Below are 23,727 nucleotides of genomic sequence, written 5' to 3' on the forward strand. Positions count from 1 at the left end.
GGGACAGCGCCCCCCTCTGTCCTGCCGGACATCTCCCCCACTTGGGGGCGATCGGATGTCACCTCGGCTTTCGCCAATCACCAGCATCGCGGTAGGCCATGGCCGAGAATCCTTTCGACGACGAACCGGCTGATGTGGCCGAACCCAAGCCTTCCGGCCGGCTGAAGCGAGCGAAAAAAACGCTGGCCGATGGTTTTCTGGAAACCATCCGCGCCGATTTCCGGGCGCATGGCGCCGGTGTCATCGCCGAGGTTCGTACCGAAAAGCCCGATCAGTATCTGAAGATCGTGCTGTCGGTGCTGCCCAAGGATCTGCATCTCAACATCAACAGTCTGGAAGCACTGAGCGATGACGAAATCAGGCAGCGCATCCGCGGCCTCGAAGCCGTCCTGCGGCCGTTTCTCGAAAAGTCCGGCGTCGCAGGACCGTGCCTCGCAAAGCCGGGCTGCGACGGCGAAGACCGAGTATCTGAGCCTGCTCAGGGAATTGGACCGGAGGCGGCGCACTAACCAGCTTGCCGCCTACCGGCCTTATCCGCGACAGGCCGAGTTCCATGCGGCCGGTGCTGCCAACCGAGAACGCCTGTTCATGGCCGGCAACCAGCTCGGCAAGACAAGGGCCGGCGGCGCCGAATGGGCGATGCATCTCACCGGCCGCTATCCCGAGTGGTGGCAAGGCAAGGTTTTTGACACGGCCGTGCGGCTGTGGGCGGCGGGCGTCACCGCCGAGGGCACGCGCGACAACCCGCAGCGCATTTTGATCGGCCCGCCGCAGCAGCCGGCGGCGTGGGGCACCGGCATGATCCCGGCCGACGCCATTGTCAGCACCATCATGGGGCGCGGCGCGCCGCATGGGCTGGACAGCGTCGTCGTGCGCCATGGCGGCGGCGGTGATGTGCAGGCCGATGAATCGGTGCTGTCGTTCAAGAGTTTTGAGAAGGGCCGCGAGAAGTGGCAGGGCGAAACGCTGCACGGCGTCTGGTTCGACGAGGAACCACCGCTCGACATCTATTCCGAAGGCCTGACCCGCACCAACGCCACAGGCGGCATCACCATAGTCACCTTCACGCCGTTGCTCGGCATGTCGGAAGTGGTGCTGTTGTTTCTGTCGGCGGAAGAGGTGGAGGGGATGGGGTGAGGGGGCGGCGGCCTTGCCTTCTCCCCTTGTGGGCGAAGGTGGATCGGCGCGCAGCGCCGAGACGGAAGAGGGGTGCTGGACGGAGTGCGGTTTTTGCCAAGCTTTAACACCCCTCATCCGACCTCGCGGAGCCTGTCCTCGGGCTTGCCGGAGGCAAGACCCGTGGGCGAGGCCACCTTCTCCCACAACAAGGGGAGAAGGGAGAGCGGCCGCCTTGGCCAGAAAAATCTTGGCCAAACAACACCATACGGCCGGCGCCTGCCAACATGATTCAAGTGCGAGGGCGAAGAAATGACCCGCCACGTCACCTTCATGACCATCGATGATGCCGAGCATTACACGCCGCAGCAGCGCGCCGCGATCGTATCGGCCTATCCGGCGCATGAGCGCGAGGCGCGGGCGAGGGGCATTCCGGTGCTGGGCTCCGGCCGCATCTTTCCGGTGGCGGAGGAACTGATTGCCTGCGAGCCGTTCCGGCTGCCGCGCTACTGGCCGCGGCTCGGGGCGCTGGATTTCGGCTGGGATCACCCTTCCGCTGCTGTCGATCTCGCCTGGGACACGGAGGCCGACGTCGTCTATGTCGCAAAAGCCTGCCGCGCCTCGCAGCAAACGCCGGCCATGCAGGCGCTGACCCTGCAACCGTGGGGCGAATGGCTGCCCTGGGCGTGGCCGCGCGACGGCCGCCGCGAGACGCTGGAAGGTGCGGGCGTGGCACTTGCCCGGCAATATGGCGCGCATGGTCTGAACATGCTTTCCAGCCATGCGCAGTTCGCCGACGGTTCGGTGTCGGTCGAGGCCGGGCTGATCGAGATGCTCGACCGCATGCAGAGCGGCCGCTTCAAGGTGTTCTCGACGCTTCTGCCCTGGTTCGAGGAGCTTCGGCTCTACCATCGCAAAGACGGCCAGGTGGTGAAGCTGCGCGACGACCTGATGGCGGCGACACGCTATGGTGTGATGATGCTGAGGGAAGCGGTGGTCGACGCGGCGGAGTTCAAGACGGCACGGCGAAAGCCAGGGCAGAGCGATCCGCTGGGGGCGTTCCGGTGAGGGGACCCCGCCGATGACCGTCGCATTGTCAGCGCTACGCTGCGCGACCTCTCCTACATCGCCGCCAACCTGCGGCCCGAGGACCGGACGGAGATCGACTGCCAGTTCGACGAATGGTCGCCGGCGCTGCTGGCGCTGACGGCGCTGCAGGGTTTGGCTATGTCGCCGAGCTGAACGGCAATCCGGAGGCCGGCTTTGGCGCCGCCGAGCAGCGCGGCGGCCTATGGATCGCCTGGAGCTGGGGCACGCGCCGCATGAGGCGCTGCGTGCCTGGGATCACGACGTTCTTTCACGCGGTGGTGGGTCCGCAGGTTGCCGCGCACGGCGCCTGGCGGGTCGAGGCCCGGGCGCTGGCCACCAATGAACTGGCGCTGCGCTGGCTGGCCCGGCTGGGCGCCACGCAACGCTGCCGCCTGCCGGGCTATGGCAAGAACGGCGAAGATTTTTTGCTCTACGACTGGACAAGGTCGTCTGACTTTGGGTCGTCTGACTTTGGAGAAAGCTGGAACCATGTGCCTTTTTCAAAAGCCGCCGGCGCTGAAGCCGTTGCCACCGGCACCGACCATTGCCGACAAGGACGTGCAGGCGCGCGAAGCAGCGCTCCGGGCTGAGCTCGAGCAGCGCGAGGGAACCGCCGGCACGGTCAAGACCGATTTGTCGCCGAGCGAACTCAGCGGCCAGCGCCGCGTGCTGCTGGGGATTTGATGTGGGGAGGAGGGTAGCGTCTAGCAGCACCCCCCTCTGTCCTGCCGGACATCTCCCCCTCAAGGGAGGAGATTGGATGTCACCTCAGCTTTCGCCAACCACCAACGCTGGAAGGCTGGCGAAACGCCGAAGCTGCCAATCTCCCCCCATGAGGGGGAGATGGCCGGCAGGCCAGAGGGGGGTGTTCAAGCACCGACGTCGAACTCTGCGCGCTCTCACCCTGGCTTGCGCGCGAAGGCCCAGACCATCAGCGGATATTCCTCGTCGTTGCTGAGGTCGCGCCATAGGCCGTAGGCGCGCACCGGCCCGCCGATATGGGCTTTTGCGCAGGCTTTGTTGCCCCAGCTGAACACTTCAATGTTTGCCTGGGGGAAGCCGCCCTCGACCAGGATCTGCTTGAGGCCGGCGGCGGTCCAGCGGTTGTAGTCGTGCGGCCTGGCATGCACCCTGAACAGGAACGGCGTCGCCACCATCGCCCAGCCGCCCGGCCGGGTCATGGCGTGGATATTCTGTGCCGCGGCAAACGGGCGCTGCACATGCTCCAGCACCTGGTCGGCGATGACGACGGAATATTGCCGGTCGGTGCGGTCCTTGCAGATGTCGAAATCAGGGAAATCGACCGATGTATAGTTGGAGCAAATCGTCTTCCAGTGGCGGTTCCAGCCGGGCGAGATCTCGATCACGTCTGAGGATTTGCGGCCGTCGGCCTCAAGAAACGCGGTGAACGCCTCGATCTGCCTGATGCGCAGCCAGTTGCGGGAATCGTAGCCGATCAGCCGCTTTGCAACCTGCTTGCTTCGCCGCTTCAGGGCGCCGGGTAGGCTTTCCGTCATTGTCAAATCGATCTCCTTGAGTCGCCGCCCCGCGCCCCTTGAACATCGCAAAAGCGAACAAAATTCGACCTGGCCTTGGCAATATCTGGGCTTCGAACAAGCTGATACATCAGAACAAGGAAATGCCATGGCGAGCGCTTCCCGTGCCCACGATATCCTGTCGCGCCAGGCGGAACTGGAGAGCGAGCGCAGCCCGTATGAGGCTGTCTGGGAGGCGGTGTCGGAATTCTGCGACCCCGACGCGCCCGATGTCTGGAGTGGGCGCCGGGGCGCGGAACCGCAGGCCGAGCGGCAGCAGCGGCGCGGCGCCCGAGTCTACGCCAACACCATCAACTCGGCCGCCAACCGGCTGGCTGCGGGGCTGGAAAGCCTGGTGATTCCGCAGTCGGAGAAATGGCACGGGCTGTCGACCGCCGCCGTGAATGACGAGGAGAGCGAGGAGGAGAAGGAATGGGCGGAGGCGCTTCGCGATTTCCTGTTTGCGCTGCGCTATTCCGCCAATTCGAATTTCGTGCCGGCGACGCAGGCCTGCCTGCGCAACGTCGTGCGCTATGGCCCGGCCTATCTCTACGCCGAGGAGGGCTTTGGCGGCACGCTGATCCGCTATGCCTCGATCCCGGTGGTCGAGGGCTATCTCTGCCGCAACCGCTGGGGCCAGGTCGACATTTTCCACCGCCGCTATGAGCGCACGGCACGGCAGGCGGCGCAGCTGCTCGGTTATGACAAGCTGCCGGCGCGGATCAAGATGCTGGTCGACGACCCGGCCAAATGCGAGACCAGGATCTCGCTGATCCAGTGCATCCAGCCGCGCGACGAGCGCAAGATGTACCAGCTCTCCGGCACCCACCAGTATCTCGACACGGCCTTCGCCTCCTATCACGTCGTCGAGGACGAGGAGGTCATCGTCAGGGAGAGCGGTTTCCGCTCTTTCCCGGTCTCCTGCTTCAACTGGCGCCGCCATGAGGGCGACCCCTATGGCATCTCGCCGACCATCGAGGCGCTGACCACGGTGCGCGAGGAAAATGCCGTGCGCCGCTCGGGCCTCAGGGCGCTGCAGCAGATCACCGATCCGGCGACCGCGTCGAAGGCGCGGCTCGACTATGTGCCGGTGCTCAATCCCGGCGAGAATTATCCCGGCCTCATCGACGACAATGGCCGGCCGCTGATTGCGCCGATCGCTGTGGGCCAGAACCCGACCCATGCATTCGACTACGCGGAAAGCCGGGCCGAGGAGATCCGCGACATGATGTTCGTCAACCTGTTCCAGACGCTTGTGCAGAACCCGCAGATGACGGCCACCGAAGCCTTGATCCGGCAGGAGGAGAAGGGCGCGCTGCTCCGGCCCTCCGGCTCGATCATCCAGGCCGGCTTTGCCTCGAATCTCGACCGCGAGCTCGGTATCCTCGACGACAAGGGATTGTATGAGGAAGACAGCCGGTTCCTGCCGCCGGCGAGGCTCGCCGGCAAGGCGGTGCGGCCGACCTTCACCGGTCCGCTCGACGTGCTGCGCCGCTCGGCCGAGGCGCGCGACACCATCCAGGTGGTGACCACGGCCATGCAGATGGCGCAGTTCGACCCCGGCGTCATGGACAATATCGACGGCGACGAGGCGCTGAAGATCGTGCAGAGCGCCGGCCGCAGCCCGCAGCGCATCTTTCGCCGCCAGGACGAGGTGGCTGATATTCGCGATGCCCGAGCCAGGGCGCAACAAGCGCAGGCCGGCATGGCGGCGATCTCCGCCGCCGGCAAGTTTGCCAGGGATGCCGTGCCGGCGGCGGTCCAGGCGCGCGACAGCGGCCTGCTCGACAGTCTCAGCGGGCTGATGCCGCAGGGCGGCGAGAGCGGCGCATGAGCGGCAAGCGCTTCGCCCATTCGCGCCAGGCCGGCGGCCCGGCCAGGGCGCAGGATGCGCTGACCAGGGCCTATCTCAGGGTGTTCTCGGGCCAGGACGGCGAGATGGTGCTGGCCGACCTGACGGCGGCGACCGGCTATTACCGCCGCCCGTCCTACGGCGAGTGGCTGGCCAAGACCAGGACGCCGAACGGCTTCGAGCTGCACAGCGCGCTGAGCAACGCGCGCGCCGAAGTGGTGCAGCACATCGTGGGGTTTTTGACACTGGACGAAGCGCAACTGGCGGCGCTGGAGAAGGCGGCGCGGCTGGAGGGGAGGTAGGGGTAAGGGGTGAGGTGTCGGCGAAGCTGCCAATCTCCCCCTGTGTGGGGGAGATGTCCGGCAGGACAGAGGGGGCGCTGTCCGGGCGCTGTCCCTCGGCGATCAAAGGTACTGCACCGCAGCAACGCTTCAAGGTAACGGAACGGATCCCAGGGTCTGCGCTGCGTCGCTTCGCTCCTTGCTCCGCACTGGGATGACGAAGGCGCGGGGGTTCGGCCATCGCCGAGGTGCCATGGACCGCGCGTCCCGCGCCCGCTGAAATCACTTTCAAGCCTCGCTTCGCGGGGCTTTTTCATGGAGCTAAGCCTGATGGCCCGACCCGCAACTGCCGCCGTTCGACTTCCGACCGGCGAACGCGAACCCGTGCGCCTGGCGACCACGGCCAGCATCCTGCTGCATCGCCTGCAGACCATCGACGGCGTGCCGGCCGAGGTCGGCGACCGCGTGCTGGTCAAGGACCAGGCCGACCCGACGCAGAACGGCATCTACACGGTGAGCGAAGGCGAATGGTTCCGCGCCGCCGACGCCCGCACCGCCCGCACCCTGCAGAAGGGAACGACGGTCCACACCCAGGTTGGGACAATCAATGCCGGCTGGGTGTTTGAATTCAGCGCTGACGAGCCTGTGGTGGGCAGCGATGCCATCGCCATTGCGCCGTTCGTGCCGCCCGACATTGCGGAGGTGGTCGGTGCGGTGGTGACGCTGCGCGATGGAACGCAGGCGCTGAAGCATGCCACCGAGGCCAGCGCCGGCCAAGCCGCCGCCAGCGCGTCCACGTCCGCTGCCAATACCGGACAGACCGCCGCCGATGTCGCTCCACGGCGGCCAACCTGGACGGCGCCCAGGCGGCACGCACGCGTCGCTGTATGGCAAGGGCATCTTCCCGACGACGGCCGCCGCAGTCGGCTTTGGCGTGGCTGGCTTTAGTACCCTGGTCGGCGGCGCCGGCGGCATGGACGGCACTTTCGATCTGGCGTTTGCCGGCGGCGCCGGTTCTGGCGCAGCAGGCCGCTTCGTGGTCGCTGGCGGTGCTGTGACGATGATCCTGATCACGGCACCCGGTTCCTACACGGCGGCGCCAGCTTTCCGCTTCGCGGCCTCTGCTGGGCTTGCTGGCGCAAGTGCGGCGGCGGTTTTGGGCCGGAATGTCGAGGTTGGTGAGTATTTTTGGACCGAGGTTTCAGCCGGCGTTCTGGGCCTCTACAATGTGACGTTGGGGCCGGCGGCGACCGACACGGCGTTCGGGCGGCAACTTCCTCGCTGTTGTCTGACGTGGACCGTATCCTCATGATCGAGGGTGCCAGTGTCCCAACTGCAAAGCTCATTGAGGCAGCCGGGGCGGGCATCAACCCGTCCCTCTACAGAGCCGCCGTCCCATATGTCAGAGGCGATACTCTTGAGCACATTGTTGAAGCTGAGGCGGATGAACGCGGGACTGTCCAGCTTATCAGCACCTCAGTGGGGGCGGCGTACAATGCTACGCTCAATCTATTGGAAGGGACCATCATTGCTTCTGGTGGGGCTAATCTAATCAGCGCCGTCGCGACGGCCTTGGGCGTCGGGTGGTATAAGTTCAAGGTGACTGCCCAGATAACCGCAACTGGGCCGGGCAATGCACAGTGCCGCATATCTCCCACCGCCTATACAGGCGATTGCGTGTTCGGGATATACGTCCGGAAGCATGTCATGCAGAAGCAGGGAACGACCGTCAACCTGTTCCCGAGCAGCGACCCGACGAGCCTGACGTTCACTCGGCAGAACCTTGCTGACGTGATCAATACGGCCACGCCGGAGGCGCTTGTTGTCCCGGCACTTGAAGATGCCGTGAACCGGCTGGACGTACTAATCAACGGCAGGCTTACGGCCACCAAGCTAGTGGAACCAGTGGGTTCGGGAAGCCCGGCCTTCTGGCAACCCCGTACCGGACTTGTTATCGGCGATGACGTCGAGATCGAGGTTATCGCGAAGCGTGATGAACGCCTCCGGCTCAACCTGTTCTCCAACTCAGGCGCTCGCTACGACGTTACGGCCAATATCGAAGTGGGGTCCGTCGCAATCAACTCGACGTTTCCGTTTCCGGCTACGGCCTCGATCGCTCCGCTAGGTGGCGGCTGGTACAAGATCAAGATAAATCAAGAGGCAGATGTTGCGGGCGGATGAACCCGCAGCACCGGATATTCTCTCCCACAGGGGCCCACCCCTACGTTGGTGACGGGGTGTCCGGCCTGCACGTGCAGTCCTCGACTATAAGGATCAACGACGGCCCGAACCTCAATTTATTTTCGGAAGATCTTTCGGTTTTGCCGTGGGCGCACAGCGCAGGCGCAACTGCTATCCGTAGTGACGGCCTATACTTGGGTGTCCTGTCCGACCCGACCAGCCTCGGCGGGGCCCCGTATGATGACGGCTCGGCTGCTCTTGTCGACAAAAAATGGGCAGCGCTTGGCTCAAGCATCACGATCGGCGCCTACTATGCGCCTTTACTCGCCGGACAGACGGGGATGATACTTACCAATCTTGGCGTCAGCGGCTCTGCGCTGGGGCTGAGCACGACTGGTTACCCGAGCTACGGAATGTCCAACAGAATCGTCGAAATTCCGGCCGATACGGAGATCGTCACTCTGGAGCCCGGCCCGAACGCCTTCGGCGCGCAAGAGACGCCTCTGGGTGCCTTCGGCGACACGACCTATGCCACTCACTATGGGTCGCTGTGGGCGGCCGGCGTCGCTATCCGCTTGCAGGCACCGAGCGCTAAAATCGTCATGATCGGAACGTACAGCGGCGGTCCCAGCCACGCGACCCACCGAATCGGACGTGTCAACGGTCAGGGCAACACGATCGATCAGTTCTTCGAGGCGGAGCGCTATGTGGCACATGCGCTCGGAATCCCGTTCATCGACATTTCCCAGAGCGGCATGGGCTACCTCACGTCGACACTACACATGTCGGACGAGCTGCATCCGAATGCAGCCGGCAGCCTGCGCCATGCCACCTATGACGCCGAATGCCTGCGTCAAATGGTGCGTCGGGGTCTCTTCGATGCCTAGACTGAAATGGTGGCGTGTGGCAGATGTTCGCAAATGCGTATCTTCTCCACTATTCTCGCTGTTCGCCGCCGGTTTCTGTCATGGATCGCCACAGGCGCCGCAAGGGAGAATGCCGTCATCGGGCCGCGCACGAAGTTCGGTGCCGGGGCGGAGATCTTCAATATTCATGGCGACAGGTCCCGGGTCTCAATCGGCGCGGACTGCCATCTGGACGGACATCTGCAGGTCTTTGCCCATGAGGGTCGGATCAATATCGATGACTGGTTCTACCTTGGTCCAGGCTCGACGATTTGGTCATCGAATCCGGTGGGGATCAAGATCGGCAAACATGTCCACGTCTCGTGGGGGGTGGCGATCCACGATACCAACTCGCATCCCATGGACCCGCAGAAGCGTTTTGCGCAGATGCAGGCCATCTTTCGCGAAGGCCATCCGCGCGTCGACCCAGGCATCCGCTCAGCACCGATCACAATCGGAGATGATGTCTGGATCGGCAACAGTGCCATGATAATGAAGGGTGTCACCATCGGCGACCGGGCGATAATTTCAGCCGGCTCAATCGTACGGTCGGATGTTCCGGCCGACGCTTTGGTGCGGCCGGACCGCGACCTGGTGAAATGAAATGATGCCTTCGCTCATCAATGAGCGTCGTCCCATCATAGAGCGCCAACCATTCGCTTGCGCCAAGGCGCGGGCGAATGGCAACGGGCTAATGACGGCTGTCTTGCGGCTTGTTGTGCGGCTGGCTGTTCGACCACCAGACAAAATACAGCGAACCCACCTTCATGACCGGCACACGACGCTCGCGTTCGCGCCCCCGCAATTCGCGATAGACTTTTACCTTCAAGGTGCCGCCCGGCAGTTTGATGCGCACGGCCATCGGTTCAACTCCGCTGTGCAATTCAATGATGATGTGCGATGCAGCAATTAGAGAACTTCCCCAGCCGAAGAGTCAACCGCCGATGCGCGCGTTTGCTGGCTTGACCGGAAGGGTTCAAGCGCAGCCGCCCGAGGACGGCTTTTTTCGGGCCGTCAAGGCGCTGCCTGAGATCGGTTTGGATCGTCGTCGGGCTGGTCGTTCAACGGACGCGGCCGGTTCGACCACCAGCTGAAATACAGCGAGCCCAGCTTCAGAATCGGGATGCGGCGGGCGCGCTCACGCTCGCGCAACTCCCGATACACCTTCATCTTCAAGGTGCCGCCGGCAATCTGATACGCACTGCCATTGCTCCCAACCCCCGTTGTGCAATGCAGCGACCTAGAGAGCTTCCGTGGCGGAAGAGTCAAGGGCTGATCGTTGATTCTTTCTGCGGCTGTTTTCCGGGACCGGTTCCAGAACGGTCCGGGCGGGTGAATGGTGAATGGTGAATGGTAGTAGTGAGTAGTGAGCGGTGAGCGGTGAGTGGTGAGTGGTGAGTGGTGAGTAGAGTGAGAGCACCTTCTTCACTATTCACTATTCACCCACTCCCTTTGGCGGGCGTCCGGACGGACGATCCGAAATGCTGCTCGGCCACCAGACGATGAAATAGTCTCCAAGCCGCCAGACCGGGACTTGGCGCTTCTGCTCGCGGCGGCGCAGCTCGTCCTTTTTCTTGATCTTCAGTGTCCCGCCCGGAAGCCTGATCCTGATTGTCACGCGCCCTCCCGCACCTGTTCCCATGGGGTATGAACGGTTCATGGGAGCAGTTTATTCCGGCTAAGCGGTTTCCTATCCCGATGGCAAGACGGAACGAGCTGTTCTCAACTGGTCAACGCCGTCAGTTGAAGAAATTCGCCATGCCCTGGAAGGCCAGGAACGCATAGACGATCGGCCCGGCAATCAGCCCGCAATAGAGGCACAGGATCACCGCCAGCGCGACAAGCAGCGGCTTGTCGCGGCCGACCGCGCAGAGCTCGGCCTTCACCGTCCAGCGCGCCGTTCCTTCGTCTTGCGACATCGGCAAATCCCCACAGTTTGGGGCCATTTCACACAATCGCCTGCAAAGATCAACCGGGCGCCTGCAAACATCAACCGGGCGCCTGCAAACATCAAGCTGGCGCCTGCAAACATCAAGCTGGCGCCTGCAAACATCAACCTGGGAAAGGACCAAGACCATGGATATGACGTTCAAGGGCGCCGCCAGGCGCCTCGACGATCTCGATCTGCCAAGACTTGGCGCCAGCATCGGCGTCGGCGAAGACGAGATCCACGCCTTTCTCGATGTCGAAACCAGCGGGCATGGCTTCGACGCCCAGGGCCGGCCGGTCATCCTGTTCGAGCCGCATGTGTTTTACCGCAATCTGGCGGGCGCGGCTCGGGCAAGGGCGGTAGCGGCCGGCCTTGCCTATGCCAAATGGGGCGAAAAGCCTTATCCCCGCGACAGCTATCCGCGCCTGAAAGCCGCCTGCGCCATCGACGAGACGGCGGCGCTCAGATCGGCGTCATGGGGGCTCGGCCAGGTGCTCGGCGAGAATTTCAGGGCGGCCGGCTTCCCCACCGTGCAGGCCATGGTCGAAGCCATGATGGCGGACGAGGCGCTGCAGCTGGCGGCGGCGGTCAATTTCATCGCCGCCAACCGGCTCGACGGCAAATTGCGCAAGCATGACTGGGCCGGCTTCGCCAAGGGCTACAATGGCGCATCCTATGCGAAGAACGCCTACGATATCCGGCTTGCCGAGGCATTCCGCAAATGGTCCGGGATCAGGGACACGCCGCCCCCTCCGGCGCCGGTTCCGATCCCGCAGTCGCCGCAACCGAACGGTTTCACGCCCGTCAAGGCAGAGCCGGGCAAAGCCGGAGTGCGGCGCGGACCGTTTTCCGGACCGTTGTCCGGATTACGGGCCGCAGTGCTGGCTCCGTTGGTCGCCGCAATCCTCTCCCTGTTTCGAAAGGCCCCCTCCTGGTTTCGAAAGGCAAAGCCATGAACTGGTTCAATACCAACGCCGCGCACAATCTGATCAATGTGCTGATCCTGCTGCTCACCGGTCTGGTCGGCTTCGACTGGACGCTGTTCGGCATCGACGCCGCCCTGGCGCTAAAAATCACCGGGGTGCTGGCCCTGCTCAAGATCCTGATCAATGTCGTGCGCGACGGCGTCGCCGGCCTCGTCAGAAACCAGCCTGCCGTGGAGGGCAATTGAGATGTGGGTACTTTCCATGCTGGGCGCGCTCGCCGGCAACACGACGATCTTGGCGTTTTTTGCCGCGCTCGCCGGCGGCATCGGCCTGTTTGTCGCCGGCGGTCGGGCCAACAAGGATGCGGCCAGGCGAGCGGCAGAAAAACTCGTTGCCGTCGAGGAGCGCCTCGAAATGGACCGCGAGGCGACCGATGCCGAACGCCTGGCGCGCGACCTGCCGGACGAAGCCGCACGGCGGGAGGCGATGCGATGGTCAAAGCGCTGATGCTGCTGCTCGGGTGCCTGCTGCCCAAGTGCCCGCTGTTTGGCGGCCTGCTGCTCGCCGGGTGCGCAACGCCGGTTTCGCCGGCGCGCCAGGTTTGGTGCGACCACAACCAGCCGCGTCGTGCGTCCGCCGTCGTCGTCGCCGCCATGACGCGGTCCGAGCTCGACGAGATGAATGCCTACAACGGCAAGGGCGCCAGATGGTGCGGGTGGAAGCCATGATACAGGAACTTCTCGACGCGCTCGGCATCAAGGCGCCGGTGGTGGTCGCCGGCCTTTCCGGCGGGATTTTGCGAGCCCTGTCGCGCCACCGCTACAAGGTTCGCGAGATGGTGGCGTCGCCGATCTGCGGCGCGCTGGCGGCGGCCTACCTGACCTTGCCGGTGGTGCATTATTTCCGCGCCACCGGCTTGGCGATTCCAGCCAACGACGACACCACGACGCTGGCCGCGGCGTTCCTCATCGGCGTCTCGGCGATGTGGATCTCGGACATCGTCTTCGAAGTGGTGGTCAGGCGGTTCAAGTCCGAGAAGGAGGAGTGAGATCGCGGCTGTCTTAAAGCGCGTCGCGTTTGACCGGCCGCATGCGACGCGCTTTAGGTTGTTGTTTTATGCATGTCGTTATCGCAAAACCGCTGCACACCCTCGGTTCAGGCCCGAGGGCATGCTTTTGCGCGACATGCATTATTGCGCCGCAGCAACAGCCTCTTGCGGGAGACCCGGGTGAAGGTGCGGAACCACGGGCAAAGGTGCGCGTTGGGCACGACCCTTGAGAGGATCTACCATGCCAGCTCGCCCAATCGTCTCGACAGCCGCAGCGATCCTGTTCGCCGCCACAAGCATGGCTTACGGCCGGCCGGATGCGCGCACCATGACATGTGAACAGACGCAGCAGCTGATCCAGAGCCGGCGCGCCGTCGTCCTGTCCACCGGCCGCAACACCTATGATCGATATGTCCGCCCATACGGCAATGAATGCGACTGGCCCGAAGCGCCCGTCACCTCCTACATCAGGACGCTTGACGGTCAATGTCGGGTCCATCGATGCGAGGAACCGGTTCTCGGATTGCGATGATGCGCTATTAAAGTCCGGGATCAAACACCTAGGGTCTGCGCCGCGTCGCTTCGCTCCTTGCTTCGCCCCAGGATGACGAAGGTGTAGTAGTGTATGGTTAATCGCCAGCGTTGGAGATTGGTGCTAGAAGCAGCCGACGCCTGATCCAAGGTCTCTTCCCGCGACGTCTCTTCGTGCGACCACCAAGGTGGGCCGATGCGCTAAAAGCCGAAGGTTGCGGAACCACGGGCGAAGGTGCGCGTTGGGCACGACCCTTGAGAGGATCTACCATGCCAGCTCGCCCAATCGTCTCGACAGCCGCAGGGATCCTGCTCGCCGCCACAAGCATGGCTTACGGCCGGCCGGATGCGCGCACCATGACATGCGACGAGGCGCAGCAGCTGATCCAGAGCCGGCGCGCGATCGTCCTGACCACCGGCCGCAACACCTATGATCGATATGTCCGCCAATACGGCAATGAATGCGACTGGCCCGAAGTGCCTGTCGCCGCCTATGTCAGGACGCTTGACGGTCAATGCCGGGTCCATCGATGCGAGGAACCGGTGTTCGATTTCCCGGACTAGTGGCCGAAGCTGCTGATCTCCAAGTTTTGGTAAAGAGGGCAGGCCAGAGGGGGTCGCCTCGCGTCGAGAGCCATCCTCCACTGCCGCAAGAGAAGAGGCCGCGCCCAGTCGAACCGACCCCCCCCTGCCCTGCCGGGCATCTCCCCCTCAAGGGGGGAGATCAGCAGCTTCGGCCTCCGCACTCATTCCTGCAACGTTGGTGATTGGTGAAGGCGCCGATCACAGCCAATCTCCCCCCTTGAGGGGGAGATGTCCGGCAGGACAGAGGGGGGCGCCGTGGAGCACGGACATCAAAGGCTCTGCACCGGGGCCGACGCTCTAGAAGCCGAAGAACTGCCAGCCGACCAGGTAGCCAAGCGCGACGACTGCCAGGGGAAACAAGGCTGGCGCCAGCCGGCTTAGAGCGGAGCTCCTTGCCGGCTCCCTTGGGGAACTTCTTTCGGCGTTTCCGAGGTTCTTGGTCATTCCGCTATAGTAGCAATCGCTGATTAACGATTCCCCAACATGCCGCGCCGGCGCGATTGAGCCGGGCGGCTTGCTGCAGGCGGGAACCAATCGCCGCCAACCGGCTTTGGCAAGGAGGCGATCGTTCGCGCGGAGGCGTTCGACATGAAATCTTTCGCATTCCTGCCAATCACGCTGCTCGGGGCACTGGCGTTGGGGGCACCGGTTGCCGCCCAGACGGATGACGAGACACAAGACCAGGCGCCTGCCGGCCACTGCCAGGCGCAGCCGCAGAACGGTCAGCAGCAGCCGCCCGTCAACAACGGTGACAGCAACAGCCTGACCGACACGCTTGACCCCTGCAACGGCGTGCTGCTGCCGCCGCCGACCGGCGATCAGGGCATGGCCGCACCGCCGCCAGACCAGGGCAGGACACCGGTGCTCAAGCCCGGCGAGGTCCCGGCGCAGCCGCCGAAACCATAGATTGGGGGCATTTGCCGTTTTCGCGCCTGACGTGCCGGCGCCGGCAGGGATTTTTACCGTAGGGCGGAACATTAGTTATCGCTAAATGTTCTTCTCGAAGCAGTCGATATCACCCCCCCTCCGGTATCGCTGCTGATCGGGCAAAACCGATCGGCCCGCGCGCTTGGGCGACCAAGATCGCGGGCCACTGCCAGCCAAGGCGGCGATCAATTAGTCGCCGCTCACGGAACAAGACGGTTTCGTCAAACGTTGGCTTTTGGGCTGAGTCGTCCCGACTGTGGACAGCAGAGCCCGCAAACCAGACAGGAGAAGACGATGAAAATCCACCTTGTTCCTGCCGCCGCCGGGCTGACTTTGCTGGCCGGTGTCGGCGTCGCCACCGCAGACCAGGTGATTATCACGCCCGAGCAGCAGACGGTCGTCCGCCAATATGTGGAGAGGCACCCGCTGGCGTCGATCAGCCTCCTGGGCGTGGAACTCAACGTCGGTTCCACGTTGCCCGACACGGTTGAACTTCACGAGGTTCCCGACGTCGAATACAGATACGTAGTCGTCGACGATCGCACCGTGCTGGTCGATCCCGGCACCCGCAGGATCGTGCAGGTCATCGACTGACCTTCACCCGCCGCTCTCCCGGGAAGACGCGGGAAGAGCGGCGGCTCGCCGGCAGGCAGCCGGCTGTCGATCGTCTTCGTGGCGGGACGGAAGGAGCCATTTCCATGTTGCCGCATGTCGAATCACGCGATGTGGCCGCATCCGTCGACAAGCTGCTTGCCGAACGGGGCTCTGCCCTGTTGTCGATGAAGGCGTTGATTGCAGCCGTGCGTGAGCAAACCGGAACGGAGCGCTCGGACGCGGATCTGGCAGGGCTGATCACCAAAAAGGCGGCACTCCTCGGGGTCGTGGTCCTGTCCGATTTAGGCGGGCCAGACTCAGGCCGTCCAGACTCAGGCCGACCCGACTCTGGCCGACCCGATCTGGGCCGAAGCCCCCAAGACGCCGGTCGAAAATTCAGCTAGAAGTTGTCGCTCACCGATTTGAGCCGAGGAGGCAACAGTGACGGACGACAGGCAGGAACGCATTCGCCGGCGGGCTCACGCGATCTGGGAGCAGGCCGGCCGGCCCGACGGCGCGCATCAGCAGCACTGGAACCAGGCCGCCGCCGAGATCGACGGTGAGGAAAGCGGACCCAAAACCAAGACTGCTCGGCCAAAGGCGCCGGCTCGGCCGAAGGAGCCGGCGGCCGGCAAGGTGACCAGTTCAAAGACTGCCCGGCCGCGCAAGTGCTAGCCGCCATCTGATGTAGTGCTCTACGGCGCCCCCCTCTGCCGCCGGACATCTCCCCCACGTGGGGGAGATTGGCAGCTTCGACGACGGCACTCTTCTTGCGACTTTTGTGATGGGCGAAATCAGTGATGACAGCCAATCTCCCCCACGTGGGGGAGATGTCCGGCAGGACAGAGGGGCGCGCCTCGCTCTGCCATCAAAGGTTTCGCACATAACGCTTCGGCCGCGGGACGAAGCACTGTCCCGCGGCCGAAGCGCTGGTCCCGAAATCGATCTCGGCTACTGGCCGCAGTGCCTGTCGTTGACGGTGGGTGAAACCGTGCCGGGAGCCTTGTGCGTGGCATCAGGCATGGCGCCCTGCGGGCTTGGCGGGCAGTTCCGATCGGCATTGGAATTCGTGCCGTCGGGGCCGGCAATGATGCTGCCGGTAATCCCGGTATCGACCGTATCCGGCTCAGCCAGGGTCGGATCGACCGGGGCCGGGTCGATGACGACGCTCCTGCCGCTGCCGGGAGCCATGCCAGCCTCTGTGTCGGCTGGGTCGGCTGTGCTCTGGGCCATCGCAGACGTGGCCAGACCAGCGCCGAGCACGGACGCCGCGAGTAACTTCGTAAGCATGATTTGCCTCCATTTGTCTCCATTTTTTCGGTCGTCGCCGCATCGCTACTACAGAAAAAACCGCTCGGGGGTGGTGGAGGTTCCCATAAAATTGCAGCCTGCGACCAACCGTCGTGACCAGGAGGGGCCGTCGTGATCGGGAGGGGCCGTCGTGATCAGCAGGGCAATCTTGCCCGGCATGCCGGGAACCCAAAAACGTGCCGGCCGCGAGCCGTTGACATGGCTTGCCTATCCCGTTATTGAACAGGATTATACAGGTTTACTGAACAGGTATTCCATGGCGCGTCGCACGACCCTGTCGTCTCCCGGAACCGGCAAGCCGGAACGGATCGCCACCGTCCTCGAGCACGAGATTCGCTCCGGCGTGCTCGGCTTCGGCGACCGCCTGCAGAGCGAGAACGAGCTTGTCCAGCGCTTCTCCGTCAGCCGCAACACCATCCGCAAGGGTCTCGAGGAACTGTCGAGCCGCGGGCTGATCACCACCAAGGTCGGCATCGGCTCGTTCGTCACCTTCGACGGCCTGCCGGTCGACGACGCCGTCGGCTGGTCGCGGGCGCTGGCCAATGCCGGCGCCAATGCCGAGACGCGCACGCTCAGGCTCGAAGTCATGCAGGATACCGAGCTCGCCGCCACACTCGGCGTCGAAAGCCCGTTCTTCATCGCCGTCGACCGGGTGCGCTCAAACGCCGATGACGGCCACGCCATCTCGATCGAGCGCAGCCGCCTGCCGCTGTCGCCCGAACTGGAGGACGTGCCGCTGCGCGGCCTGCGCGAGGGCTCGCTGCACCAGACGCTGCGCGCGGCGGGGCTTGTCCCCGATCACGGCGAGGAGTGGGTCGATATCGAGATGCTGAGCGCCGAGGACGCGGCCATTCTCGACTGCGCGCCGGACGCGCCGTTCCTGCGCACGCGGCGCCTGACGCGCGCCGCCGACGGCCGCGCCATCGAATATGTCACCAGCCTGCTCAATCCGGCGCATTTCGCGCTTCACCTGGAGTTCTGAGCATGGAGATGGCCGCGGCGATCGACCGGGCGATGGGTGCGCTTGTCGGCGGGGCGCTGGGCGATGCGCTCGGCATGCCGACGCAGCTTTTGTCGCCGGCCCGCATCGTCGAGCTCTACGGTCCTGTCGAGGGTTTCGTCGCGCCCGCCGCCGACCATCCGGTGTCGAAGGGCCTGTCCGCCGGCACCGTCACCGACGACACCGAACAGGCGCTGCTGCTCGGCCGCATCCTGGTCGCTTCAGGCGACGGCTTCGACCACACGCGCTGGGTCAAGGCGCTGCTCGACTGGGAGCGCGAGGTCAAGGCGCGCGGCAGCTACGATCTGCTCGGACCTTCGACCAAGCGCGCCATCGACGCCATCAATGACGGCGTGCCGGCCGAGGAGGCAGGGCGCAGCGGCGACACCAATGGCGCGGCGATGCGCATCGCGCCGGTCGGCATCATGATGCCGCCGGAGCCGCTCGGCGCGCTAGTCGCCAAGGTTGCGGAAACCTGCCGCGCCACGCACAACACCTCGATCGCCATTGCCGCGGCGGCTGCCGTTGCCGCCGCCGTCAGCTGTGGCGTTGCCGGCGGCGATTGGCGCGCCGCCTTGGATCGCGCGGTCGTGGCGGCCAGGCAGGGCGCAGAACACGGTCACTGGACCAGCGGCGGCGATATCGCCGCGCGCATCGACTGGGCGAGGGGCCTGGTTCGCGGCAAGGCCGTCTCCGCCGGCATCCGGCTGATCGTCGACCTGGTCGGCACCGGCGTCGCCAGCCAGGAATCGGTTCCGGCGGCCTTCGCCGTGCTGGAAATCGCCGGCGGCGATCCCTGGCGGGCGGCCGTCATCAGCGCCAATCTCGGCGGCGACACCGACACGATCGGCGCCATCGCCGCCGGCATGGCAGGCGCCTGCGTCGGCTTTTGCCGATTGCCAAGGGAATACATCGCCCGGCTCAGAGGCCTCGACATGGCGCAGGTGCACGCGCTCGCCGCCGACCTGGTCGCGGCGCGGATGGCGAAAAGCAGCGCGGCCAAGGATGCGGCGGCATGAGCGGAGCTCAGCCTGACATGAGCGGGCGTCTCGTCCATGTCGGCAGCGCGGTGGTCGACTATGTCTACCGCATCGACGCCTTGCCGGCGCCCGGCACCGAAAAGACCGCATCGAGCTTTGCCCAGGTCGCCGGCGGCGGCTTCAACATGATGGTTGCGGCCAGTCGCACCGGCATGAAGGTCGTCTTCGGCGGCCAGCTCGGCAGCGGACCGAATGGCGATTTCCTGCGTGCCGCTTTTGCCGCCGAGGGCATCGCAACGCTGACGCACCCATGGCCTTTGATGGACAGCGGCAATTGCGTCGCCATGATCAGCGGCGACGCCGAGCGCACCTTCGTGTCATGGCCTGGCGCCGAGAGCGTGCTCAGCCTCGGCATGATGGCGGCCGTCCGGGTTGCGCCTGATGATTGGGTGTTCGCCTCCGGCTATACGCTGAGCTATGTCGGGAGCCGCGACGCGCTGGCCGACTGGATCGAGGCGCTGCCGGCGGAAATTCCCTTCGTCTTCGATCCGACGCCTGTCATATCGGAGATTCCGCGCGCTATTCTCGACCGGGTGCTGGCGCGCACGAACTGGCTGAGCTGCAACACAACGGAAGCGGGCGAGATCGTCGGCCCCGGCGCTGTCGAGGCCATTGCCGCCCGGCTTCTTTCCAATCACTGCCCGACCGCCGAGGCGGTCATCATCCGCGCCGGGGCGGAAGGCTGCTTCGTGCGACTGGCTGACGGCACCGCGCAGGCCGTGCCCGGTTTCAAGGTCGCCGCCGTCGATACCAACGGCGCCGGCGACACCCATATCGGCGCCTTCGTCAGCGCGCTGTCGCGCGGCGTGCCGCCCTTCGAAGCGGCAAGTTACGCCAATGCGGCGGCGGCGCTCTCGGTCACCCGCCATGGCGGATCGTCGGCGCCGACCGACGAGGAGATCCAGACATTCCTCAGCCATGACGATCGATCCGTGCACGGCCGGAAGCAAAAGGCCCATTTATGACAGCCTAAATGACGCAACAAGCCCCAACCGGGCAAACAATGAGAGGAACGAACATGCGCATGCCCAAACTGACTGCTTTTCTGACGGCAACCGCCGTCTTCGCTTCCGCACTGGTCGCCAGCGCCGACGAGGTGCATGTGCTCAACTGGAAGGGCTACGGCGCCGACGAGCCCTGGGCAATCGCCGCTTTCGAGAAGGCGACCGGCAACAAGGTCGTCAACGATTTTTTCAATTCCGAACAGGAAATGCTGACCAAGCTGAGGACCAATCCCGGCCTCTACGACGTCGTCATGATCAACGCCGCCTTCAACGACCAGGCGATGGCGGAAAAGCTGATCCAGCCGATCGACGTCTCGAAAATCCCCAACTATGCCGACATCAGCGCGGACAAGGCAGGCTCGCTGATGCTCGCCCGCGATGGCAAGGTCTATGGCGTGCCATGGGTGTGGGGCTTGACCGCGCTCGCCATCAACGAGAAAGCCTTCGAGACGCCGCCGACCAGCATCGCCGAGATGTGGAACGAGGCGCATAAGGGCCGCGTCACCATCCGCGATGACGCGGTCGAGGCGGTCCAGTTCGGCGCCATCGCCACCGGCCAGAACATCAACGACATCAAGGATATGGAGGCGGTCAAGGCGAAGCTGGCCTCGCTGATGCCGCAGATCGAGACGTTCTGGAGCTCGGAAAACGACTGGAACCAGATGGTCGCCTCCAATCAGATCGACATCGGCACTTATTGGAGCGGCTCGGCCGACCGCGCCAAGACGCATTTCAAGCTGCCGGTCTCGCTGGTCATCCCCAGGGAAGGCGCCGTCGCCTGGCTCGACGCCTTCTCCATCCCGGTCGGTTCCAAAAACGTCGCCGGCGCCGAGGCCTTCATCAACTACATGATAGACCCGAAATTCTACGTCGAATGGGTCACCAAGGTCGGCGCGCCGGTGTCGGCCAATGCCAAGGCGGTCGCCGCCCTTCCCGAAGACGCCTTCAACCGCAAGGTGATGGGCGACCCCGACGTCGCCAAGCGCATCCAGTTCCAGGCGCCGATCAGCGACGCGCAGCGCGAGGCTTATCTGGCGCTGTGGCAGGAGCTGAAGGTCAATGTGAAGTAACGGGCGGGGTGAAGTAACGGCAAGCTTTCGGGAGGAACATATGGCTGGACAGGTCGCAACCGGTTCGAGGAGCGGATTGCGATCGGCTTTGCCGCTGCTTGTGCCGGCCTATCTCTGGCTGACGGTGGCGATCTTCTTGCCGCTGTCGGCCATGGTGTTTTTCTCCTTCATGACCGAGCTGCCGCTGTCGGGAAAGGCGTGGTCGTTCACGCTGGACAATTATGCCACCTTCTTTGCGCAAGGCCTCTACCGGACGCTGCTGCTGGCCTCGCTCAGGCTCGGGCTCGAGGTGACGCTGTGGTGCGTCGTCATCGGCTATCCCGCGGCCTATGTGCTGGCCAAGGTGTTTAGGGGACGCAGCCGCGAGGCGATCTTCCTGCTCGTCATCCTGCCGTTCTGGTCGAACGGCCTGGTGCGCATCTTCTCCTGGGCGATGGTGCTGCGCGAGGGCGGCATTCTCGACACCGCACTCAACGCCGTGCTGCCGTTCAAGATCAACATCGACCTGATGTATTCCTATCCGGCCGTCATCATCGGCCTGGTCCACTCCTACGTGCCCTACATAGTGCTGACCTGTTACCTGACGCTGCAGGCCATCGACGATTCGCTGATCGAGGCAGGGCGCTCGCTCGGCGCCTCGCGGCTGCAAATGCTGAAACGGGTGATCATTCCGCTGTCGATGCCGGGGCTGGTCGCCGGTGCGGCGCTGATCTTCGTTCCCGTCGTCGGCTCCTTCATGGAACCGCGTATTCTCGGTGGCCGCACCGGCACTTTCTACGGCACGGTCATCGAGGACCAGTTCGTCGCCGTGTTCAACTGGCCGCTGGGTGCGGCGCTGTCCTTTATCCTGCTGGCCGTCGTGCTGGTCATCCTGGCATTGGCGTCGCCGGTGTTGAAGAGGGCCGCGTGATGGCGACGACGCGTATCCTGGAATGGTGTGGGCGCCTCTACATCTGGCTGCTGCTCGCCTTTCTCTACCTCCCGATCATCATCATGGCGCTGATGTCGTTCAACGTCTCGCCCTTCTACCAGTTGCCGTTCGAATGGACGACCGAGTGGTACGCGTCGTTGTGGCAGAACGACCAGCTGATCTCGGCCACCTGGAACAGCGTGGAGATCGCCATCATCACCACCATCATCTCCACGGTGCTCGGCTCGGCGGCATCGCTGGCGCTCTATCGCCATGAATTTCGCGGCAAGAAAGTCCTGCAAGCGCTGCTGTTTCCACCGATCGCCATTCCGTGGCTGATCACCGGCACGGCGATGCTGATCTTCTTCTTCGGCGTCGGCATCGGCCGTGGGCTGTTCGCGATCCTGCTCGGCCATGTGGCGCTGGCGCTGCCCTATGTCATCGTCGTCGTCTCAGCCCGGCTGCAGACCTTTGCGCCGGAGCTGGAAGAGGCGGCGCGATCGCTCGGCGCCAACCAGTGGCAGGTGACTTCGCGGGTCACGCTGCCCTGGATCATGCCGGGCGTCATCGCCGGCGGGCTGTTCGCCTTCGCCGTGTCGTTCGACCAGTTCGTGGTCTCGTACTTCCTGTCGACGCCGGGCCAGACGACCTTGCCGGTCGAGATCTACGCCGCGATCCGCAAGGGTTTCACGCCGGAGATCAATGCCGTCTCGACGATCATCATCGTCGTCTCGATGGCGCTGATGCTGCTCACGGCAAAATTCTTCAAATTCGGCGGAGAGAAATAATGGCCGGCGTGCAGGTAGCGAATTTGTCGCGCAGTTTTGGCGCGCACAAGGCGCTGGACGATGTCTCGATCGATTTCGCCGACGGCGGTTTCTACGCGCTGCTCGGGCCGTCGGGCAGCGGCAAGACCACGCTCCTGCGCCAGATCGCCGGCTTCGATTTCCCCGACTCCGGCCGCATCGCCATCGGCGGCGAGAGCGTCGAGCGGGTGCCGGTCGAGAAGCGGCGCATCGGCATGGTGTTCCAGAACTATGCGCTGTTTCCCAATATGAGCGTCGCCGACAATGTCGCCTTCGGCCTGTCGGTGCGCGGGCAAGCCAAGGCAACGATAGCCAGCGAGGTGCAGCGCGCGCTCGACCTGGTGCAGCTCGGCAAGCTCGGCGGCCGCCGCCCACACCAGCTGTCGGGCGGCCAGCGCCAGCGCGTCGCACTGGCCCGCGCCATCGTCACCAAGCCGCGCGTGCTTCTGCTCGACGAGCCGCTGGGGGCGCTCGACAAGGCGCTGCGCGTCGACATGCAGACCGAGCTGAAGCGCATCCAGCGCGAGATCGGCATCACCACCATCTTCGTCACCCACGACCAGGAAGAAGCGCTGACGATGAGCGACCGCATCGGCATCCTGCGTGACGGCAGGCTGGTGCAGGAGGGGCCGCCCGAGGAGATCTACGACAGGCCGAAGAGCGAGTTCGCCGCCACCTTCCTCGGCGACGCCAACATTTTTCGCGGCGAGAGCACCGGCGCCGGCATCCGGCTGCAGGACGGCACGGCGATTGCCGCCGGGGCAGGCGCGACGCTTGCCGCCGGCGCCAAGGCCAGCTGCGCGGTGCGGCCCGAACGCATCCGCATCGCCACCGATTCGGGGACGTCCGATCCGAACGCCAATATGCTCCGCGGCCAGGTATCCAAGCGCATCTTCGCCGGCAACAACAGCACCTATTTCGTCGATCGCGACGGGCAAACGCTCAAGGTCATCGTGCAGAACACCGGCGTTGAAAGGTTGGCGGAGGGGCAAAAAGTGGTGCTGCGCTGGTCGCCGGAGAGCACGGTGCTGATCGCGGCAAACTGATCTTGCCAGGCGGGCCGCAATCAGTGAGAGCATGGTCGGG

35 protein-coding genes are annotated in these 23,727 nt (G+C 64.4%); 29 read left to right on the forward strand and 6 right to left on the reverse strand.

Annotated elements, in window-relative coordinates; translation table 11 throughout:
• Positions 1-98 precede the first annotated feature (98 nt).
• The 4 genes from AC0L2Z_RS11825 to AC0L2Z_RS11840 all read left to right on the forward strand — a co-directional run bounded on the left by AC0L2Z_RS11825 (position 99) and on the right by AC0L2Z_RS11840 (position 2,795).
• Complete coding sequence (locus tag AC0L2Z_RS11825) at positions 99-509, forward strand: hypothetical protein (RefSeq protein WP_473628071.1); 411 nt, start codon at positions 99-101, stop codon at positions 507-509.
• Between the two features lie 79 nt (positions 510-588).
• Positions 589-1,137: a terminase large subunit domain-containing protein gene (locus AC0L2Z_RS11830; protein ID WP_287052791.1), complete on the forward strand. Its 549-nt coding sequence runs from the start codon at positions 589-591 to the stop codon at positions 1,135-1,137.
• Between the two features lie 291 nt (positions 1,138-1,428).
• A complete protein-coding gene (locus AC0L2Z_RS11835; protein WP_473628072.1) occupies positions 1,429-2,184 on the forward strand; it encodes a phage terminase large subunit family protein in 756 nt (251 codons plus the stop codon).
• A 113-nt stretch (positions 2,185-2,297) separates the two neighbouring features.
• Entirely contained in the window at positions 2,298-2,795 is a 498-nt protein-coding gene (locus tag AC0L2Z_RS11840; RefSeq protein ID WP_473628074.1) for a hypothetical protein, read from the forward strand.
• Positions 2,796-3,104: 309 nt separating this feature from the next.
• Here the strand turns inward: AC0L2Z_RS11840 and AC0L2Z_RS11845 are convergent, their stop codons facing one another.
• A complete protein-coding gene (locus tag AC0L2Z_RS11845; protein ID WP_473628076.1) occupies positions 3,105-3,722 on the reverse strand; it encodes a methyltransferase domain-containing protein in 618 nt (205 codons plus the stop codon).
• Positions 3,723-3,849: 127 nt separating this feature from the next.
• On the opposite strand from AC0L2Z_RS11845, the gene AC0L2Z_RS11850 reads away from it, so the two are divergent.
• The 7 genes from AC0L2Z_RS11850 (at position 3,850) to AC0L2Z_RS11880 (ending at position 9,562) form a co-directional block, all read left to right on the forward strand.
• On the forward strand, positions 3,850-5,574 hold the full coding sequence (locus tag AC0L2Z_RS11850; RefSeq protein ID WP_473628077.1) for a portal protein: 1,725 nt from the start codon (positions 3,850-3,852) through the stop codon (positions 5,572-5,574).
• On the forward strand, positions 5,571-5,894 hold the full coding sequence (locus AC0L2Z_RS11855; RefSeq protein WP_473628078.1) for a Bbp19 family protein: 324 nt from the start codon (positions 5,571-5,573) through the stop codon (positions 5,892-5,894). Before AC0L2Z_RS11850 ends, AC0L2Z_RS11855 begins: the two co-directional genes overlap by 4 nt.
• 309 nt (positions 5,895-6,203) lie before the next feature.
• Positions 6,204-6,821 carry a hypothetical protein gene (locus AC0L2Z_RS11860; protein WP_473628080.1) on the forward strand — a complete coding sequence of 206 codons (618 nt, stop codon included), beginning with the start codon at positions 6,204-6,206 and terminating at the stop codon, positions 6,819-6,821.
• The gene (locus AC0L2Z_RS11865) at positions 6,808-7,185 is read left to right on the forward strand and encodes a hypothetical protein (protein ID WP_473628081.1); all 378 of its coding nucleotides are present in this window, start codon (positions 6,808-6,810) and stop codon (positions 7,183-7,185) included. Before AC0L2Z_RS11860 ends, AC0L2Z_RS11865 begins: the two co-directional genes overlap by 14 nt.
• Positions 7,182-8,054, forward strand: coding sequence for a hypothetical protein (locus AC0L2Z_RS11870; RefSeq protein WP_473628083.1), 873 nt, complete (start codon positions 7,182-7,184; stop codon positions 8,052-8,054). Before AC0L2Z_RS11865 ends, AC0L2Z_RS11870 begins: the two co-directional genes overlap by 4 nt.
• Complete coding sequence (locus tag AC0L2Z_RS11875) at positions 8,051-8,941, forward strand: SGNH/GDSL hydrolase family protein (protein WP_473628085.1); 891 nt, start codon at positions 8,051-8,053, stop codon at positions 8,939-8,941. The genes AC0L2Z_RS11870 and AC0L2Z_RS11875 overlap by 4 nt, the downstream gene beginning before the upstream one ends.
• 33 nt (positions 8,942-8,974) lie before the next feature.
• Complete coding sequence (locus tag AC0L2Z_RS11880) at positions 8,975-9,562, forward strand: acyltransferase (protein ID WP_473628087.1); 588 nt, start codon at positions 8,975-8,977, stop codon at positions 9,560-9,562.
• Positions 9,563-9,650: 88 nt separating this feature from the next.
• On the opposite strand, the gene AC0L2Z_RS11885 is transcribed toward AC0L2Z_RS11880, so the two are convergent.
• From AC0L2Z_RS11885 to AC0L2Z_RS11900, 4 genes are all read right to left on the reverse strand, one after another.
• Positions 9,651-9,821, reverse strand: a complete 171-nt coding sequence (locus tag AC0L2Z_RS11885) for a hypothetical protein (RefSeq protein WP_023798595.1) — start codon at positions 9,819-9,821, stop codon at positions 9,651-9,653.
• Between the two features lie 152 nt (positions 9,822-9,973).
• Positions 9,974-10,135 carry a hypothetical protein gene (locus AC0L2Z_RS11890; protein ID WP_473628089.1) on the reverse strand — a complete coding sequence of 54 codons (162 nt, stop codon included), beginning with the start codon at positions 10,133-10,135 and terminating at the stop codon, positions 9,974-9,976.
• Positions 10,136-10,394: 259 nt separating this feature from the next.
• Positions 10,395-10,577 (reverse strand): hypothetical protein, encoded by a 183-nt coding sequence (locus tag AC0L2Z_RS11895; RefSeq protein WP_023798597.1) that lies wholly within the window; start codon positions 10,575-10,577, stop codon positions 10,395-10,397.
• Positions 10,578-10,698: 121 nt separating this feature from the next.
• The gene (locus AC0L2Z_RS11900; protein ID WP_091599061.1) at positions 10,699-10,878 is read right to left on the reverse strand and encodes a hypothetical protein; all 180 of its coding nucleotides are present in this window, start codon (positions 10,876-10,878) and stop codon (positions 10,699-10,701) included.
• 157 nt (positions 10,879-11,035) lie between these two features.
• Between AC0L2Z_RS11900 and AC0L2Z_RS11905 the strand changes: the two genes are divergently transcribed.
• The 11 genes from AC0L2Z_RS11905 (at position 11,036) to AC0L2Z_RS11955 (ending at position 16,175) form a co-directional block, all read left to right on the forward strand.
• Positions 11,036-11,845: an N-acetylmuramidase family protein gene (locus tag AC0L2Z_RS11905; RefSeq protein WP_473628091.1), complete on the forward strand. Its 810-nt coding sequence runs from the start codon at positions 11,036-11,038 to the stop codon at positions 11,843-11,845.
• The gene (locus AC0L2Z_RS11910; RefSeq protein ID WP_023798600.1) at positions 11,842-12,060 is read left to right on the forward strand and encodes a hypothetical protein; all 219 of its coding nucleotides are present in this window, start codon (positions 11,842-11,844) and stop codon (positions 12,058-12,060) included. The genes AC0L2Z_RS11905 and AC0L2Z_RS11910 overlap by 4 nt, the downstream gene beginning before the upstream one ends.
• 1 nt (position 12,061) lies before the next feature.
• Positions 12,062-12,322, forward strand: coding sequence for a hypothetical protein (locus AC0L2Z_RS11915; protein ID WP_473628092.1), 261 nt, complete (start codon positions 12,062-12,064; stop codon positions 12,320-12,322).
• Positions 12,307-12,543, forward strand: coding sequence for a hypothetical protein (locus AC0L2Z_RS11920; RefSeq protein ID WP_473628094.1), 237 nt, complete (start codon positions 12,307-12,309; stop codon positions 12,541-12,543). The genes AC0L2Z_RS11915 and AC0L2Z_RS11920 overlap by 16 nt, the downstream gene beginning before the upstream one ends.
• Positions 12,522-12,863, forward strand: coding sequence for a hypothetical protein (locus AC0L2Z_RS11925; RefSeq protein WP_473628096.1), 342 nt, complete (start codon positions 12,522-12,524; stop codon positions 12,861-12,863). Before AC0L2Z_RS11920 ends, AC0L2Z_RS11925 begins: the two co-directional genes overlap by 22 nt.
• A gap of 241 nt (positions 12,864-13,104) precedes the next feature.
• The gene (locus AC0L2Z_RS11930; protein ID WP_473628097.1) at positions 13,105-13,395 is read left to right on the forward strand and encodes a hypothetical protein; all 291 of its coding nucleotides are present in this window, start codon (positions 13,105-13,107) and stop codon (positions 13,393-13,395) included.
• Between the two features lie 269 nt (positions 13,396-13,664).
• The gene (locus AC0L2Z_RS11935; protein WP_023798605.1) at positions 13,665-13,958 is read left to right on the forward strand and encodes a hypothetical protein; all 294 of its coding nucleotides are present in this window, start codon (positions 13,665-13,667) and stop codon (positions 13,956-13,958) included.
• Positions 13,959-14,567: 609 nt separating this feature from the next.
• The gene (locus tag AC0L2Z_RS11940) at positions 14,568-14,885 is read left to right on the forward strand and encodes a hypothetical protein (RefSeq protein WP_473628099.1); all 318 of its coding nucleotides are present in this window, start codon (positions 14,568-14,570) and stop codon (positions 14,883-14,885) included.
• 315 nt (positions 14,886-15,200) lie between these two features.
• Positions 15,201-15,500 carry a DUF1236 domain-containing protein gene (locus AC0L2Z_RS11945; RefSeq protein ID WP_473628101.1) on the forward strand — a complete coding sequence of 100 codons (300 nt, stop codon included), beginning with the start codon at positions 15,201-15,203 and terminating at the stop codon, positions 15,498-15,500.
• A gap of 104 nt (positions 15,501-15,604) precedes the next feature.
• Positions 15,605-15,904, forward strand: coding sequence for a hypothetical protein (locus AC0L2Z_RS11950; protein ID WP_287346591.1), 300 nt, complete (start codon positions 15,605-15,607; stop codon positions 15,902-15,904).
• Positions 15,905-15,941: 37 nt separating this feature from the next.
• Positions 15,942-16,175 carry a DUF2934 domain-containing protein gene (locus tag AC0L2Z_RS11955; protein ID WP_473628103.1) on the forward strand — a complete coding sequence of 78 codons (234 nt, stop codon included), beginning with the start codon at positions 15,942-15,944 and terminating at the stop codon, positions 16,173-16,175.
• Between the two features lie 276 nt (positions 16,176-16,451).
• Here the strand turns inward: AC0L2Z_RS11955 and AC0L2Z_RS11960 are convergent, their stop codons facing one another.
• Positions 16,452-16,790: a hypothetical protein gene (locus AC0L2Z_RS11960; RefSeq protein ID WP_473628105.1), complete on the reverse strand. Its 339-nt coding sequence runs from the start codon at positions 16,788-16,790 to the stop codon at positions 16,452-16,454.
• Between the two features lie 277 nt (positions 16,791-17,067).
• Here AC0L2Z_RS11960 and AC0L2Z_RS11965 point away from each other — a divergent pair, with 277 nt between their 5' ends.
• From AC0L2Z_RS11965 to AC0L2Z_RS11995, 7 genes are read left to right on the forward strand one after another with little or no spacing between them, the layout of a single operon-like run.
• Complete coding sequence (locus AC0L2Z_RS11965; protein WP_473628141.1) at positions 17,068-17,793, forward strand: GntR family transcriptional regulator; 726 nt, start codon at positions 17,068-17,070, stop codon at positions 17,791-17,793.
• Between the two features lie 2 nt (positions 17,794-17,795).
• Positions 17,796-18,830 carry an ADP-ribosylglycohydrolase family protein gene (locus tag AC0L2Z_RS11970; RefSeq protein ID WP_473628106.1) on the forward strand — a complete coding sequence of 345 codons (1,035 nt, stop codon included), beginning with the start codon at positions 17,796-17,798 and terminating at the stop codon, positions 18,828-18,830.
• 17 nt (positions 18,831-18,847) lie between these two features.
• Positions 18,848-19,816: a PfkB family carbohydrate kinase gene (locus tag AC0L2Z_RS11975; RefSeq protein WP_473628143.1), complete on the forward strand. Its 969-nt coding sequence runs from the start codon at positions 18,848-18,850 to the stop codon at positions 19,814-19,816.
• A gap of 53 nt (positions 19,817-19,869) precedes the next feature.
• Positions 19,870-20,925: an ABC transporter substrate-binding protein gene (locus AC0L2Z_RS11980; RefSeq protein WP_473628108.1), complete on the forward strand. Its 1,056-nt coding sequence runs from the start codon at positions 19,870-19,872 to the stop codon at positions 20,923-20,925.
• 40 nt (positions 20,926-20,965) lie between these two features.
• Positions 20,966-21,835 carry an ABC transporter permease gene (locus AC0L2Z_RS11985; protein WP_023798616.1) on the forward strand — a complete coding sequence of 290 codons (870 nt, stop codon included), beginning with the start codon at positions 20,966-20,968 and terminating at the stop codon, positions 21,833-21,835.
• Positions 21,835-22,623: an ABC transporter permease gene (locus AC0L2Z_RS11990; protein ID WP_023798617.1), complete on the forward strand. Its 789-nt coding sequence runs from the start codon at positions 21,835-21,837 to the stop codon at positions 22,621-22,623. The genes AC0L2Z_RS11985 and AC0L2Z_RS11990 overlap by 1 nt, the downstream gene beginning before the upstream one ends.
• The gene (locus AC0L2Z_RS11995; RefSeq protein ID WP_473628110.1) at positions 22,623-23,687 is read left to right on the forward strand and encodes an ABC transporter ATP-binding protein; all 1,065 of its coding nucleotides are present in this window, start codon (positions 22,623-22,625) and stop codon (positions 23,685-23,687) included. The genes AC0L2Z_RS11990 and AC0L2Z_RS11995 overlap by 1 nt, the downstream gene beginning before the upstream one ends.
• Positions 23,688-23,727 lie beyond the last annotated feature (40 nt).

This window comes from Mesorhizobium sp. WSM4850 (assembly GCF_055811735.1).